Origin of the sequence: Pectobacterium parvum, from assembly GCF_020971565.1 — a bacterium.
Lineage (GTDB): Bacteria > Pseudomonadota > Gammaproteobacteria > Enterobacterales > Enterobacteriaceae > Pectobacterium > Pectobacterium polare.
Window position 1 is genome coordinate 717,681 of sequence record NZ_CP087392.1, and the last position, 13,243, is coordinate 730,923.

Genomic DNA, 13,243 nt, shown 5'->3' on the forward strand with positions numbered 1-13,243 from the left:
CTCTTCAGGCCTCATCCAGGAATTTGTCAGGGGCGGTGAGCACCACGCGAGCGAGGGCACCGGAACGTTGCGGCCGGTTGCAGAGGAAAAATTTTCCATCGTGCAACTGAGCAATGCGCGTCACGATACTTAGCCCGAGGCCGATGCCGCCATAGCGGCTATCCATGCGAACAAACGCCTTACTCAATTCACCGACTTTGCTTTCATCGATTCCCAGCCCCTCATCCTCAACCTGTAGTTCAATATGTTGCGGCGTGCTCATGCTCACGGTGATCTGACTTGATTCCGGGCTATAGCGATAGGCGTTTTCTACCAGATTGCGTAGCAGTAGTTGGAGCAACGTCGCATCGCCGCGCAGAGTGATATCTTCTGGTGGCAATATCCACTTTAGCGTCTGCTGGCGTTTTTGCAGCATCTCGGCCAGTTCATCCTGCATAGGAAAAATGACGTCTTTCAGGAACTCGACATTTTGGTGATGGCCCGCTGAAAACTCTTGCCCAACACGCGCAAGCAGCAAAAGCTGCTCCACCGTTTTCACCATTTTATCAATGCGTTTGATGAGCGAACTACAGTCAATCTGATGTTGCTGCTGGTGCAGTTCGAGGTGCAGTCGAATACCGGATAGCGGAGTGCGTAACTCATGAGCGACATCCGCAGTAAATTGTCTGTCGCGTTTCAACGTTTCGTCCAGACGTTGAAAAAGTTGGTTGATGGTATGGGTGACAGCTGCGATTTCTTTAATGTCACTCTGCTGTGGCAGCGGTTCTAGGTTTTCGGCCGTGCGATCCTGCAATTCTTCCTGTAGGCGGGAAAGCGGACGAGTGATCCAACTGACCGCCTGAAAGCACATGAGCAATGTCAGAATGACCATCACCAGACTTGGGATACTGAGCGAGGCAATCGCCTCATTGATCTCTTGATCGATCTGCATATTCTGGGCGCTGGCGCTCAGGGATTTATCAACCAGTAGGCTGATCTGCTCTTCGCTTTCGTGCCAAAGCCAGAATACGCTGATCATCTGACAGACGAGCAGGATGCCGCCCAGTGCCAGCACCAAACGACGGCGCATGCTGGTGACGGTGTCGGCATCGTTCGTCATGGTTGTTCGCCTTTAGTCAGCAGATAGCCAAAACCTCGCAGGGTTCGGATGCGGTCTTTCCCTATCTTGTGACGCAGATTATGGATATGCACTTCCAACGAGTTAGAGGATGGGTCATCGTTCCAGGCGTAGATATCCTGATGCAGAACCTCGCGGTGTACCTGAGAACCGGCTTTCAACACCAGACGGGACAGGATCGCAAACTCTTTTGGCGTCAGCACCACTGGCTTGTCGTCCAGTAACACCTGTTGATTGTTTAAATCCAACGTAATGTTGTCGACCTGTATTGTGCTGTTGCTTGAACCCTGATTGCGGCGAATCAGGGCGCGTACGCGCGCCTGTAATTCGGTCAGTGCGAAAGGCTTGGCAAGGTAATCGTCTGCGCCGACATCCAGCCCGCTAACGCGATCGTTGACCTTATCCCGCGCCGTTAAGATGAGTACGGGATGCTGGTAATGATTCTTACGCCAGCGTGAGAGCAGGGTGAGCCCGTCTTCATCCGGTAAGCCAAGATCGAGAATAACCAGACTGTAATGCGCGCTACTGATGAGCGCGTCTGCTTCTTTGGCTGTGCCTGCACAATCGCAGGCATAACCTTCATGACTCAACGCCAATAATAATCCTTCCTGCAACAGCTTATCGTCTTCAACAATCAATAATTTCATGTTGCCTTGTCCCTGCACGGATGAAGGATATCAAGTTGAGGCTGATATTCTTTCGTGGCGATAGTAAACATCCCCAGTATGGTATGGAAAAGATTATCTTGCGAGTAATCCAGCTGTTTTGCATTCTGGCGCAGACAGGTATCCTGGATGCCTTGTTGCTGCTGATAACCTATTGATAACCACATCAACATCGGTACGTGTGTTTGCTGCTTCGGCGCAATTGAGTAGGGCATGCTGTGCAGGTAGATGCCGTTTTCCCCTAACGATTCGCCGTGGTCTGACAGATAAACCAGCGACGTATTAAATTTATCCTGATGCTGTTTCAGTAAATTGATCGCTTTATCCAGAACAAAATCGACATACAGGACCGTATTGTCATACGTATTGGTCAGCGCTTCCTGCGTGCAGGTCTGAATCTGATTGGTATCGCACGTTGGCGTAAATTTCTTAAAGGCGTCAGGGTAACGCTGGTAATAGCTCGGGCCGTGGCTGCCTATCGTATGTAATACGATAATTCCGTCGTTATCGAGCTTGTTAATATAGTCTTCTACACCGTGGAATAACGCTTCATCGTGGCATTCGCCGTTGGTGCATAATCCCGGCAGCTTTAATGATGTCACATCAACCGTCGGCACACGTGTACAGGCATCCTTGCAGCCGCCGTCGTTTTCCTGCCAGAGCACGTTAACCTTTGCCCGTTGTAATATATCCAGCAGCCCTTCCTGATGGCTGGCTACGTCACCATTAAAGCTTTGGCGCGGCATGTTGGAAAACATGCAGGGAACGGAAACGCCCGTTGAGGTACCGCACGATGAGGTGTTTTCAAAATAAACCACATTGTCTTTTGCCTGCAGCGGATTCGTTTCTTTCCCGTAGCCGCCCAGCGAAAAGTTTTGCGCCCGGGATGTCTCACCAACGACCAGAATAACCAGATTCTTTTTTGCCGTCGGGGACGGTAGGGCCGCTTTGTGGGCATCCAGACCAATTTGCTCCAGAGGTAAATTAGCTAGCACACTATGTTTATGGTAGGACAAGCTGGCCGCCACAATATTGCTGGGCGTAATCGCTTTTACCAACTCTTTGTTATTACGCATGAACGAGGCGTAATCTTTATAAAAGAATGCTGCGATAGATAAAATGGCGAATAACGAAATAATGATGCTAAGAAAACGCATGCCAATATAGAGCGTTGTTGGCTTGGCAGGCTTTATTTTTATCCAGACGGCGAGCGCCGCAGGAATGACGCCAATAAAGAATACCCAGGCGACAAGCTGTGGCGTAAGCAGTGAAAAGGATTCACCAGCTGTTGTCTCCAGAATATTCTGGATCATGGTGCGGTCAATGATAATGCCGTAGTTCAGCATAAAGTATTGCGCAGCGGCACCCGTCAGCAGGAAGAGAACAATAACGGCCTTACGCAGATAAGGGACTGCCAGAAGTGTGAAAATGATATTCAGCACCGCGAAAATCACAACGGGCATGCTGAGAAAGAAAGGGATAGTAACCCAGTCTGTCATGTCCAGCAGTTGCAGTGTCTGACGGTAGTAGGCAATGTTTTGGACCAGAGTAATAAAGGCAGAAAATATCAGCACGAACGTGATGCTACTCACGTGTGGTCTGCCCATCGGTATTGGGTTTTTCATACACGTCTCTCGTGATTTCCATGATGGAGAGGAAAGAAGACGCTGACTCTAGCGGGGGTAAATTAATACAACCTTAAGAGGTAGCCCGTTAAATTCAGGGACGCGAGTGTGGACATTTGCTAGACTATGCCCCTTGTCAATACAAAATAAATAGACCCGTCATACTTCAAGCTGCTTGTGCGTTGGCCGCCCTTACTCACCTCAGTCACTTACTTGAGTAAGCTACTGGGGATTTGCGCGGTTGCCGCGTTACAAGGCCATAAATGGGCCTTGCCCTAAAGGGTCAACGCAGAGCGTTGTTCAAAACGCTAACGTTTTGTCACGCAGCTCGAATTATTGAAGGGATAATGATGTTGAGGGTGGTGTCTGCCATGTCTAATTCGCTTGTATCTGGCGAATCTTATGAGCTTGATTTGCTGGATGAACGTCCTTTCAGTCAAACGGACTATGAGATCCTGAAATCGTATGAAGCGGTGGTTGATGGCTTGGCCATGTTGATTGGCGAGCATTGTGAGATTGTGTTGCACTCGCTTGAGGATCTTAAATGTTCTGCCGTGCGTATTGCCAATGGAGAACATACTGGTAGGAAGATTGGCTCGCCGATTACGGATCTTGCATTGCGTATGCTGCATGATATGGCAGGTGAAGATAGCAGCGTGTCGAAAGCCTATTTTACTCGCGCAAAAAGCGGCGTGTTGATGAAGTCAGTGACGATTGCCATTCGCAATCGCGATCAGCGCGTGATTGGGCTACTGTGTATCAACATGAATTTGGATGTGCCTTTCTCCCAGATTGTGCAGACCTTCATTCCACCTGAAACGCATGATGTCGCCTCTGCAGTTAACTTTGCGTCATCCGTTGATGATCTCGTGGCACAAACGTTGGAATTTTCGATTGAGGAAGTCAATGCGGATCGCAACGTCTCCAATAATGCGAAAAATCGCCAAATCGTACTGAGCCTGTATGAGAAAGGTATCTTTGATATTAAAGACGCCATCAACCAGGTCGCCGAACGTCTCAATATTTCCAAACACACAGTCTACCTTTATATTCGTCAATTCAAAAGCGGCGACTTCAGCGGGCACGAACGTTAATGCTGAGTTACTGTTTGCTGGTGACTGGCCCGGCTTATGGCACACAGCAAGCAAGCAGCGCGTTGCAGTTTGCGCAGGCGCTGTTAGCTGAAGGGCACAAACTGAAAAGTGTGTTCTTCTATCGGGAAGGCGTGCTAAATGCCAACCAACTGACGTCACCCGCTAATGATGAGTTTGATCTTGTACGCGCCTGGCAGCAGTTGGGTGCAGCGCATCAGGTAGTGCTGAATGTCTGTGTTGCCGCGGCGCTGCGACGGGGCGTGACCGACGCACAGCAAGCGACTCAGCTCAACCTTGCAGGCGCGAATCTGCAACCCGGCTTTGTTCTGAGCGGGTTGGGTGAACTGGCGCAATCGGTGCTGACCTGCGATCGGGTTATTCAGTTTTAAGGTAGCGTTATGAAGCGAGTCGCATTTGTTTTTACGCATTCTCCACATGGGAGTGCTTCCGGGCGAGAAGGGCTGGATGCGCTATTGGCGATGTCAGCACTGACGGAAGAGATTGGCGTATTTTTTGTTGGTGATGGCGTACTTCAACTGCTGCCGCATCAACAGCCGGAAAAGATTTTGATGCGTAATTACATCGCAACGTTTGGCGTGCTGCCGTTGTACGATATCGAATGTTGTTATCTGTGCGAGACTTCTGTGCGCCAGCGTGGGTTGAGTATAGAAACAGACTGGGTTTTGGATGTAGAGCTATTAGCGCCGCAAGCATGGCGTAGTAAGTTGGCCGATTATCATTCCATCCTTTCATTCTAGCGACGGATTTCTCCTTTTATATGCTACATACGCTCTCACGTTCTCCTTATCACGTTGACCTGGATGCACTTCTGCTCAGTTTGGGTCAGGGTGATGCGTTGGTCTTACTGCAAGACGGTATTATCGCTGCGCTAGCTGGTGGAGATATTATTCAGCGTCTTCTTGATTCAGCGGTTCTTCTCTACGCGCTCCAGCCTGATACGGCGGCAAGAGGAATGGCTGAACAAATTTCAAACAATGTGATGCTCATTGACTATAATCAGTTTGTTCAACTGACAGTGGAACACCCGCAGCAACTCGCGTGGTAACGCCGAATTTTTGTATATTTCTTGACTCCTTCCACTGCCAGCCCTAAAATTCTGCGTCCTCATACTTTGCCTTGCGCAAACATGAGGCGATTTATTACGTGTTTACGAAGCAAAACCCAGGAGCTTTTTGAATGGCAACGATTAACCAGCTGGTACGCAAACCACGCTCCCTGAAGGCTGCTAAAAGCAACGTTCCGGCGCTGGAAGCATGCCCGCAGAAACGTGGCGTATGTACCCGTGTATATACTACCACCCCTAAAAAACCGAACTCCGCACTGCGTAAAGTATGTCGTGTTCGTTTAACCAACGGTTTTGAAGTTACCTCCTATATTGGTGGTGAAGGTCATAACCTGCAGGAGCACTCCGTGATCCTGATCCGTGGCGGTCGTGTTAAAGACCTGCCAGGTGTGCGTTACCACACCGTTCGTGGCGCGCTGGACTGCTCAGGTGTTAAAGACCGTAAGCAATCCCGTTCCAAATACGGCGTGAAGAAGCCAAAGGCTTAATGGTTCTTCGTTAAGTAAGGCCAAACGTTTTAACTTAAATGTCAAACTAAACTCGTAGAGTTTTGGACAATCCTGAATTAACAACGGAGTATTTCCATGCCACGTCGTCGCGTCATTGGTCAACGTAAAATTCTGCCGGATCCTAAGTTCGGATCAGAACTGCTGGCCAAATTTGTAAATATCCTGATGGTAGATGGTAAAAAATCTACTGCTGAAGCAATCGTCTATACCGCGCTGGAGACCCTGGCTCAGCGTTCTGGTAAAGATCATCTGGAAGCTTTTGAAGTAGCTCTGGACAACGTTCGCCCGACTGTCGAAGTTAAGTCGCGCCGCGTTGGTGGTTCTACTTATCAGGTACCAGTAGAAGTCCGTCCGGTTCGTCGTAATGCGCTGGCAATGCGTTGGATCGTAGAAGCTGCTCGTAAACGCGGTGATAAATCTATGGCTCTGCGCCTGGCGAACGAACTTTCTGATGCAGCAGAGAACAAAGGTACTGCTGTTAAGAAACGTGAAGACGTTCACCGTATGGCCGAAGCTAACAAGGCGTTCGCTCACTACCGTTGGTAATCCCTTCGTTGTAGTCATGCTAACCAAGCGGGCGCTAAAAATAGCCAACCCGCTTGGGTTAACTAAATTGAACGCCCTAGTAAACAGAGGATACAAATGGCTCGTACAACACCCATCGCACGCTACCGTAACATTGGTATCAGTGCGCACATCGACGCCGGTAAAACCACTACTACCGAACGTATTCTGTTCTACACTGGTGTAAACCATAAAATCGGTGAAGTTCATGACGGCGCAGCTACCATGGACTGGATGGAGCAGGAGCAGGAGCGTGGTATTACTATCACTTCCGCAGCGACTACTGCATTCTGGTCTGGTATGGCTAAGCAGTATGAACCGCATCGTGTAAACATCATCGATACCCCAGGACACGTTGACTTCACTATCGAAGTAGAACGTTCTATGCGTGTACTTGATGGTGCGGTAATGGTTTACTGCGCAGTTGGTGGTGTTCAGCCGCAGTCTGAAACCGTATGGCGTCAGGCAAACAAATATAAAGTTCCACGCATTGCGTTCGTTAACAAAATGGACCGCATGGGTGCGAATTTCCTGAAAGTTGTTGGTCAGATCAAAGCTCGTCTGGGCGCGAACCCTGTTCCGCTGCAGCTGGCAATTGGTGCTGAAGAAGGTTTCACTGGTATTGTTGACCTGGTGAAAATGAAAGCCATCAACTGGAACGATGCCGATCAGGGCGTGACCTTCGAATACGAAGATATCCCGGCTGATATGCAAGAACTGGCTGAAGAGTGGCACCAAAACCTGATCGAATCAGCAGCAGAAGCTTCTGAAGAGCTGATGGAGAAATACCTGGGTGGTGAAGAACTGACTGAAGAAGAGATCAAAAAAGCTCTGCGTCAGCGCGTTCTGAACAACGAAATCATCCTGGTAACCTGTGGTTCTGCATTTAAGAACAAAGGTGTTCAGGCGATGCTGGATGCGGTAGTTGACTACCTGCCATCCCCAGTTGACGTACCTGCGATCAATGGCCTTTTGGATGACGGTAAAGACACGCCGGCTGAGCGTCACGCAAGTGATGACGAGCCGTTTGCTGCACTGGCGTTCAAAATTGCTACCGACCCGTTTGTTGGTAACCTGACGTTCTTCCGCGTGTACTCTGGTGTGGTTAACTCCGGTGATACCGTACTGAACCCAGTTAAATCAGCACGTGAGCGTTTTGGTCGTATCGTTCAGATGCACGCTAACAAGCGTGAAGAGATCAAAGAAGTTCGTGCGGGCGATATCGCTGCTGCTATCGGTCTGAAAGATGTAACGACGGGTGACACTCTGTGTGATCCAGACAACGTCATCATTTTGGAACGTATGGAATTCCCTGAACCGGTAATTTCCATCGCGGTAGAACCGAAAACCAAAGCTGACCAAGAAAAAATGGGTCTGGCATTGGGCCGTCTGGCTAAAGAAGACCCGTCTTTCCGCGTATGGACTGACGAAGAATCTAACCAGACCATCATCGCTGGTATGGGTGAGTTGCACCTCGATATCATCGTTGACCGTATGAAGCGTGAATTCAACGTTGAAGCGAACGTGGGTAAACCACAGGTTGCTTATCGTGAAGCGATTCGTGCGAAAGTTACCGATATCGAAGGTAAACACGCCAAGCAGTCTGGTGGTCGTGGTCAGTATGGTCATGTCGTTATCGACATGTACCCGCTGGAGCCGGGCTCAAATCCGAAAGGTTACGAGTTCACCAACGACATTAAAGGTGGTGTAATTCCTGGTGAATACATCCCTGCCGTTGATAAAGGCATTCAGGAACAGCTGAAAGCAGGCCCACTGGCTGGTTACCCAGTTGTGGATCTCGGCGTGCGTCTGCACTTCGGTTCTTACCATGACGTTGACTCCTCTGAGCTGGCGTTTAAACTGGCCGCTTCTATCGCCTTTAAAGATGGCTTTAAGAAAGCGAAACCTGTTCTGCTTGAGCCGATCATGAAGGTTGAAGTTGAAACGCCGGAAGAGAACACTGGCGATGTCATCGGTGACCTTAGCCGTCGTCGTGGTATGCTACGTGGTCAAGAATCCAACGTTACTGGCGTTGTGATTCACGCTGAAGTTCCGCTGTCTGAAATGTTCGGATACGCAACTCAACTGCGTTCTCTGACCAAAGGCCGTGCGTCTTACTCCATGGAATTCCTGAAGTACGATGATGCGCCTAACAACGTTGCTCAGGCCGTAATTGAAGCCCGTGGCAAATAAGCCTCAGGGTTAAAACAAAATCCCGTGCTCTCTCCATAGGGGGAGAGCATTTGAGTAAGGAATATCGCCGTGTCTAAAGAAAAATTTGAACGTACAAAACCGCACGTTAACGTCGGTACTATCGGCCACGTTGACCATGGTAAAACAACGCTGACTGCTGCAATCACTACCGTTCTGGCTAAAACCTACGGTGGTTCTGCTCGTGCATTCGATCAGATCGATAACGCACCAGAAGAAAAAGCACGTGGTATCACCATCAACACCTCTCACGTTGAATATGATACCCCTGCTCGCCACTACGCGCACGTTGACTGCCCAGGCCACGCCGACTATGTGAAAAACATGATCACCGGTGCTGCACAGATGGACGGCGCTATCCTGGTTGTTGCTGCGACTGATGGCCCAATGCCTCAGACCCGTGAGCACATCCTGCTGGGTCGTCAGGTTGGCGTTCCTTTCATCATCGTGTTCCTGAACAAATGTGACATGGTTGATGATGAAGAGCTGCTGGAACTGGTTGAGATGGAAGTGCGTGAGCTGCTGTCTCAGTACGATTTCCCAGGCGATGACACCCCAGTGGTTCGTGGCTCTGCTCTGAAAGCGCTGGAAGGCGAAGCTGAGTGGGAAGCTAAAATCATCGAACTAGCGGGCTACCTGGATTCTTATATTCCAGAACCAGAGCGTGCGATTGACAAGCCGTTCCTGCTGCCAATCGAAGACGTATTCTCCATCTCCGGTCGTGGTACCGTTGTTACCGGTCGTGTAGAGCGCGGTATCGTTAAAGTTGGTGAAGAAGTTGAAATCGTTGGTATCAAAGATACGGCGAAATCTACCTGTACTGGCGTAGAAATGTTCCGCAAACTGCTGGACGAAGGTCGTGCAGGCGAGAACGTTGGTGTTCTGCTGCGTGGTATCAAGCGTGAAGAAATCGAGCGTGGCCAGGTACTGGCTAAGCCGGGTTCAATCAAGCCGCATACTCAGTTCGAATCAGAAGTGTATATCCTGAGCAAAGATGAAGGCGGCCGTCATACTCCGTTCTTCAAAGGCTACCGTCCTCAGTTCTACTTCCGTACGACTGACGTAACGGGCACCATCGAACTGCCAGAAGGCGTAGAGATGGTGATGCCGGGCGACAACATCAAAATGGTTGTTACCCTGATCCACCCAATCGCGATGGATGACGGTTTGCGTTTCGCAATCCGTGAAGGCGGCCGTACAGTAGGCGCGGGCGTTGTTGCTAAAGTTATCGCTTAATCGCTGATAAACTCAATGCATGAAAAAGGCACTTCGGTGCCTTTTTTTACGTCTTAATGATTAAATGTAAATTGAAATAAAAATAATTCTTATTTAGAATAACTCAGTTGGTTAAAAAATCGCTAGGAGCGGTTTCAAATACCGTTTGCAGTGTCCTGAAAGGTAGTGTGAAAGACACTCGCGATAACAATGAGTCATTCTGGTATGTATGTTTGTTTGTGTAACGCAATTTCTGACAAAGTCATTCGTAATGCTGTTCGTCAGCACCAGCCTCAATCTATGCAACAATTACGCAAGCTCGTTCCTATTGGGACAGATTGCGGTAAGTGTATTCGTCAGGCGCGTGTCATTTTTGAGGAAGAGCAGGTTAAAATTCCTGATATGTATGAAGTAGCATAAAATGTAGGGTCGTTTTTTTGACTCTCTGCTTACCGGTTCTACACTTTAAGAACTGGAGCGGAGGATCATGTCATGAAAGGCGATAAAAAAGTCATCACACACCTGAATAAGTTATTGGGCAACGAGCTGGTAGCTATTAACCAATATTTTCTTCATGCCCGAATGTTTAAAAACTGGGGCTTAACCCGTCTAAACGATCACGAATATCATGAGTCTATTGACGAAATGAAGCATGCTGATCGCTACATCGAACGAATCCTATTTCTTGAAGGCATCCCGAATCTACAGGATTTGGGCAAGTTAAATATTGGCGAGGATGTCGAAGAGATTTTACGTTCTGACCTTCAACTTGAATTGGATGGCGCAAAGAATTTGCGTGAAGCAATTGCTTATGCTGATTCGGTGCATGACTACGTCAGTAGGGATTTAATGATAGAAATTCTTGCCGATGAAGAAGGGCACATCGACTGGCTGGAAACAGAATTAGATTTGATTTCACGTCTTGGCATACAAAACTATCTCCAAGCTCAGCTAAAAGCTGAGTAACATAGCAGGTACGATGCTATGTATTGTCACCCCCCTCCGGCTGGAGTCGTACATATCGTCCGGCCGGATTTAAAATCATTTCATCCCGCTTGTTGCTTCCCCTGCCAATTTGCGTATAATGCGCGAGCTTACCGAAACTAGGTAAGCCTGATTCAATCTGAATCAGGAGGTCAATATTCATTTATTGTCCAAAACAATACTCCCGATATGGGGGTTATGTGCTGACGATTACACTCCCCCATCAATCGAAATGGGTGTGAGTAGTAATCATTTACGTTTATAAATAATTGGAGCTCTGGTCTCATGCAGAACCAAAGAATCCGTATCCGCCTGAAAGCGTTTGATCATCGTCTGATTGATCAATCAACTGCGGAAATCGTCGAGACTGCTAAGCGCACTGGTGCGCAAGTACGTGGACCGATCCCGCTGCCGACCCGCAAAGAGCGCTTTACCGTTCTGATTTCTCCGCACGTCAATAAAGATGCGCGCGATCAGTACGAGATTCGCACTCACAAGCGTCTGGTTGACATCGTTGAGCCAACCGAGAAAACCGTTGATGCTCTGATGCGTCTGGATCTGGCTGCTGGTGTAGACGTGCAGATCAGCCTGGGTTAATCAGGTCATTGAGCGATTGAGAGGTTGAAACAATGATTGGTTTAGTCGGTAAAAAAGTGGGCATGACCCGTATCTTCACTGAAGATGGCGTATCTATCCCCGTAACCGTTATCGAAATTGAAGCAAACCGCGTAACTCAGGTTAAAGACTTGGCTAACGACGGTTACCGCGCTGTGCAAGTAACTACTGGTGCTAAAAAAGCAAACCGTGTTACTAAGCCAGAAGCAGGTCACTTTGCTAAAGCTGGCGTAGAAGCTGGCCGTACTCTGCGTGAATTCCGTCTTTCTGAAGGCGAAGAGTTCACTGTAGGTCAGAGCATCAGTGTTGAAATTTTCGCAGACGTTAAAAAAGTAGACGTTACTGGCACATCTAAAGGTAAAGGTTTTGCTGGCACAGTTAAGCGCTGGAATTTCCGTACTCAGGATGCTACTCACGGTAACTCCTTGTCCCACCGCGCTCCGGGTTCTATCGGTCAGAACCAGACTCCGGGCAAAGTGTTTAAAGGCAAGAAAATGGCAGGCCAGCTGGGTAACGAACGTGTAACCGTTCAGAGCCTGGACGTAGTGCGTGTTGACGCTGAGCGCAACCTGCTGCTGGTTAAAGGTGCTGTTCCGGGAGCTACCGGTAGCGACCTGATCGTTAAACCAGCTGTGAAGGCGTGAGGAGATAGCAATGGAATTAGTATTGAAAGACGCGCAAAGCGCGCTGACTGTTTCCGAAACTACCTTCGGTCGTGATTTCAACGAAGCGCTGGTACATCAGGTTGTTGTTGCTTATGCAGCAGGTGCCCGTCAAGGTACTCGCGCCCAGAAAACCCGTGCTGAAGTAACTGGTTCCGGTAAGAAACCTTGGCGTCAGAAAGGTACTGGCCGTGCGCGTTCTGGTTCTGTTAAGAGCCCGATCTGGCGTTCCGGTGGTGTAACCTTCGCTGCTAAGCCACAGGATCACAGTCAGAAAGTTAACAAAAAGATGTACCGCGGCGCGCTGAAGAGCATTCTGTCCGAACTGGTACGTCAAGATCGTCTGATCGTTGTCGAGACGTTCTCTGTAGAAGCGCCGAAAACTAAGTTGCTTGCTCAGAAACTGAAAGAAATGGCACTGGAAGACGTGTTGATCATCACCGGTGAACTGGATGAGAATCTGTTCCTGGCCGCTCGTAACCTGTACAAGGTTGACGTGCGTGATGCAGCAGGTATCGACCCAGTTAGCCTGATCGCCTTCGACAAAGTCGTTATGACTGCTGACGCAGTTAAGCAAGTTGAGGAGATGCTGGCATGATCCGTGAAGAACGTCTGCTGAAGGTGCTGCGTGCACCGCACGTTTCTGAAAAAGCGTCTGCTGCGATGGAAAAAACCAACACCATCGTTCTCAAAGTTGCTAAAGACGCGACCAAATCAGAAATCAAAGCCGCTGTACAGAAGCTTTTCGAAGTGGAAGTAGAGGTCGTTAACACCCTGGTAGTTAAAGGGAAAGTTAAACGTTCCGGGCAGCGTATTGGTCGTCGTAACGACTGGAAAAAAGCTTACGTCACCCTGAAAGAAGGCCAGAATCTGGACTTCGTCGGCGGCGCTGAGTAAG

General features: G+C 49.0%; 17 protein-coding genes. 14 read left to right on the top strand and 3 right to left on the bottom strand.

Annotation, left to right across the window (positions count from 1 at the left end):
- Window positions 1-4: 4 nt before the first annotated feature.
- The 3 genes from pmrB to eptA are packed head-to-tail and all read right to left on the bottom strand — an operon-like array spanning window position 5 to window position 3,407.
- Complete coding sequence (pmrB, locus tag LOZ86_RS03175) at window positions 5-1,099, bottom strand: two-component system sensor histidine kinase PmrB (RefSeq protein WP_230242839.1); 1,095 nt, start codon at window positions 1,097-1,099, stop codon at window positions 5-7.
- Window positions 1,096-1,764, bottom strand: a complete 669-nt coding sequence (gene pmrA / locus LOZ86_RS03180) for a two-component system response regulator PmrA (RefSeq protein WP_039484538.1) — start codon at window positions 1,762-1,764, stop codon at window positions 1,096-1,098. The genes pmrB and pmrA overlap by 4 nt, the downstream gene beginning before the upstream one ends.
- Window positions 1,761-3,407 (bottom strand): phosphoethanolamine transferase EptA, encoded by a 1,647-nt coding sequence (eptA, locus tag LOZ86_RS03185; protein ID WP_039484537.1) that lies wholly within the window; start codon window positions 3,405-3,407, stop codon window positions 1,761-1,763. Before eptA ends, pmrA begins: the two co-directional genes overlap by 4 nt.
- Before the next feature lie 371 nt (window positions 3,408-3,778).
- Between eptA and LOZ86_RS03190 the strand changes: the two genes are divergently transcribed.
- The 14 genes from LOZ86_RS03190 (at window position 3,779) to rplW (ending at window position 13,242) form a co-directional block, all read left to right on the top strand.
- Complete coding sequence (locus tag LOZ86_RS03190) at window positions 3,779-4,501, top strand: helix-turn-helix transcriptional regulator (protein ID WP_039484791.1); 723 nt, start codon at window positions 3,779-3,781, stop codon at window positions 4,499-4,501.
- On the top strand, window positions 4,501-4,890 hold the full coding sequence (gene tusD, locus LOZ86_RS03195) for a sulfurtransferase complex subunit TusD (RefSeq protein WP_039484536.1): 390 nt from the start codon (window positions 4,501-4,503) through the stop codon (window positions 4,888-4,890). Before LOZ86_RS03190 ends, tusD begins: the two co-directional genes overlap by 1 nt.
- A 9-nt stretch (window positions 4,891-4,899) precedes the next feature.
- Window positions 4,900-5,259 (top strand): sulfurtransferase complex subunit TusC, encoded by a 360-nt coding sequence (tusC, locus tag LOZ86_RS03200; RefSeq protein ID WP_039484535.1) that lies wholly within the window; start codon window positions 4,900-4,902, stop codon window positions 5,257-5,259.
- Between the two features lie 20 nt (window positions 5,260-5,279).
- Window positions 5,280-5,567 (top strand): sulfurtransferase complex subunit TusB, encoded by a 288-nt coding sequence (tusB, locus tag LOZ86_RS03205; RefSeq protein ID WP_039484533.1) that lies wholly within the window; start codon window positions 5,280-5,282, stop codon window positions 5,565-5,567.
- Between the two features lie 131 nt (window positions 5,568-5,698).
- A complete protein-coding gene (gene rpsL / locus LOZ86_RS03210) occupies window positions 5,699-6,073 on the top strand; it encodes a 30S ribosomal protein S12 (protein ID WP_005969567.1) in 375 nt (124 codons plus the stop codon).
- A gap of 96 nt (window positions 6,074-6,169) precedes the next feature.
- Window positions 6,170-6,640, top strand: a complete 471-nt coding sequence (rpsG, locus tag LOZ86_RS03215; protein ID WP_009111198.1) for a 30S ribosomal protein S7 — start codon at window positions 6,170-6,172, stop codon at window positions 6,638-6,640.
- 96 nt (window positions 6,641-6,736) lie between these two features.
- The gene (fusA, locus tag LOZ86_RS03220; RefSeq protein WP_039484528.1) at window positions 6,737-8,851 is read left to right on the top strand and encodes an elongation factor G; all 2,115 of its coding nucleotides are present in this window, start codon (window positions 6,737-6,739) and stop codon (window positions 8,849-8,851) included.
- 69 nt (window positions 8,852-8,920) lie between these two features.
- The gene (gene tuf, locus LOZ86_RS03225) at window positions 8,921-10,105 is read left to right on the top strand and encodes an elongation factor Tu (RefSeq protein WP_039512662.1); all 1,185 of its coding nucleotides are present in this window, start codon (window positions 8,921-8,923) and stop codon (window positions 10,103-10,105) included.
- 204 nt (window positions 10,106-10,309) lie between these two features.
- A complete protein-coding gene (gene bfd / locus LOZ86_RS03230) occupies window positions 10,310-10,504 on the top strand; it encodes a bacterioferritin-associated ferredoxin (protein ID WP_072012467.1) in 195 nt (64 codons plus the stop codon).
- A 72-nt stretch (window positions 10,505-10,576) separates the two neighbouring features.
- The gene (gene bfr / locus LOZ86_RS03235; RefSeq protein WP_010286186.1) at window positions 10,577-11,050 is read left to right on the top strand and encodes a bacterioferritin; all 474 of its coding nucleotides are present in this window, start codon (window positions 10,577-10,579) and stop codon (window positions 11,048-11,050) included.
- 303 nt (window positions 11,051-11,353) lie between these two features.
- Window positions 11,354-11,665, top strand: a complete 312-nt coding sequence (rpsJ, locus tag LOZ86_RS03240) for a 30S ribosomal protein S10 (RefSeq protein WP_001181005.1) — start codon at window positions 11,354-11,356, stop codon at window positions 11,663-11,665.
- Window positions 11,666-11,697: 32 nt separating this feature from the next.
- Entirely contained in the window at window positions 11,698-12,327 is a 630-nt protein-coding gene (rplC, locus tag LOZ86_RS03245) for a 50S ribosomal protein L3 (RefSeq protein ID WP_039487899.1), read from the top strand.
- Between the two features lie 10 nt (window positions 12,328-12,337).
- Window positions 12,338-12,943 carry a 50S ribosomal protein L4 gene (rplD, locus tag LOZ86_RS03250; protein WP_039362752.1) on the top strand — a complete coding sequence of 202 codons (606 nt, stop codon included), beginning with the start codon at window positions 12,338-12,340 and terminating at the stop codon, window positions 12,941-12,943.
- A complete protein-coding gene (rplW, locus tag LOZ86_RS03255) occupies window positions 12,940-13,242 on the top strand; it encodes a 50S ribosomal protein L23 (protein WP_039487902.1) in 303 nt (100 codons plus the stop codon). Before rplD ends, rplW begins: the two co-directional genes overlap by 4 nt.
- The last annotated feature ends 1 nt before the right edge of the window (window position 13,243 follow it).

What these genes read in the sequence shown, in the direction of transcription:
- pmrB (WP_230242839.1), bottom strand. Translation starts at nt 1,099, where the DNA reads ATGACGAACGATGCCGACACCGTCACCAGCATGCGCCGTCGTTTGGTG.
- pmrA (WP_039484538.1), bottom strand. Translation starts at nt 1,764, where the DNA reads ATGAAATTATTGATTGTTGAAGACGATAAGCTGTTGCAGGAAGGATTA.
- eptA (WP_039484537.1), bottom strand. Translation starts at nt 3,407, where the DNA reads ATGAAAAACCCAATACCGATGGGCAGACCACACGTGAGTAGCATCACG.
- LOZ86_RS03190 (WP_039484791.1), top strand. Translation starts at nt 3,779, where the DNA reads ATGTCTAATTCGCTTGTATCTGGCGAATCTTATGAGCTTGATTTGCTG.
- tusD (WP_039484536.1), top strand. Translation starts at nt 4,501, where the DNA reads ATGCTGAGTTACTGTTTGCTGGTGACTGGCCCGGCTTATGGCACACAG.
- tusC (WP_039484535.1), top strand. Translation starts at nt 4,900, where the DNA reads ATGAAGCGAGTCGCATTTGTTTTTACGCATTCTCCACATGGGAGTGCT.
- tusB (WP_039484533.1), top strand. Translation starts at nt 5,280, where the DNA reads ATGCTACATACGCTCTCACGTTCTCCTTATCACGTTGACCTGGATGCA.
- rpsL (WP_005969567.1), top strand. Translation starts at nt 5,699, where the DNA reads ATGGCAACGATTAACCAGCTGGTACGCAAACCACGCTCCCTGAAGGCT.
- rpsG (WP_009111198.1), top strand. Translation starts at nt 6,170, where the DNA reads ATGCCACGTCGTCGCGTCATTGGTCAACGTAAAATTCTGCCGGATCCT.
- fusA (WP_039484528.1), top strand. Translation starts at nt 6,737, where the DNA reads ATGGCTCGTACAACACCCATCGCACGCTACCGTAACATTGGTATCAGT.
- bfd (WP_072012467.1), top strand. Translation starts at nt 10,310, where the DNA reads ATGTATGTTTGTTTGTGTAACGCAATTTCTGACAAAGTCATTCGTAAT.
- bfr (WP_010286186.1), top strand. Translation starts at nt 10,577, where the DNA reads ATGAAAGGCGATAAAAAAGTCATCACACACCTGAATAAGTTATTGGGC.
- rpsJ (WP_001181005.1), top strand. Translation starts at nt 11,354, where the DNA reads ATGCAGAACCAAAGAATCCGTATCCGCCTGAAAGCGTTTGATCATCGT.
- rplC (WP_039487899.1), top strand. Translation starts at nt 11,698, where the DNA reads ATGATTGGTTTAGTCGGTAAAAAAGTGGGCATGACCCGTATCTTCACT.
- rplD (WP_039362752.1), top strand. Translation starts at nt 12,338, where the DNA reads ATGGAATTAGTATTGAAAGACGCGCAAAGCGCGCTGACTGTTTCCGAA.
- rplW (WP_039487902.1), top strand. Translation starts at nt 12,940, where the DNA reads ATGATCCGTGAAGAACGTCTGCTGAAGGTGCTGCGTGCACCGCACGTT.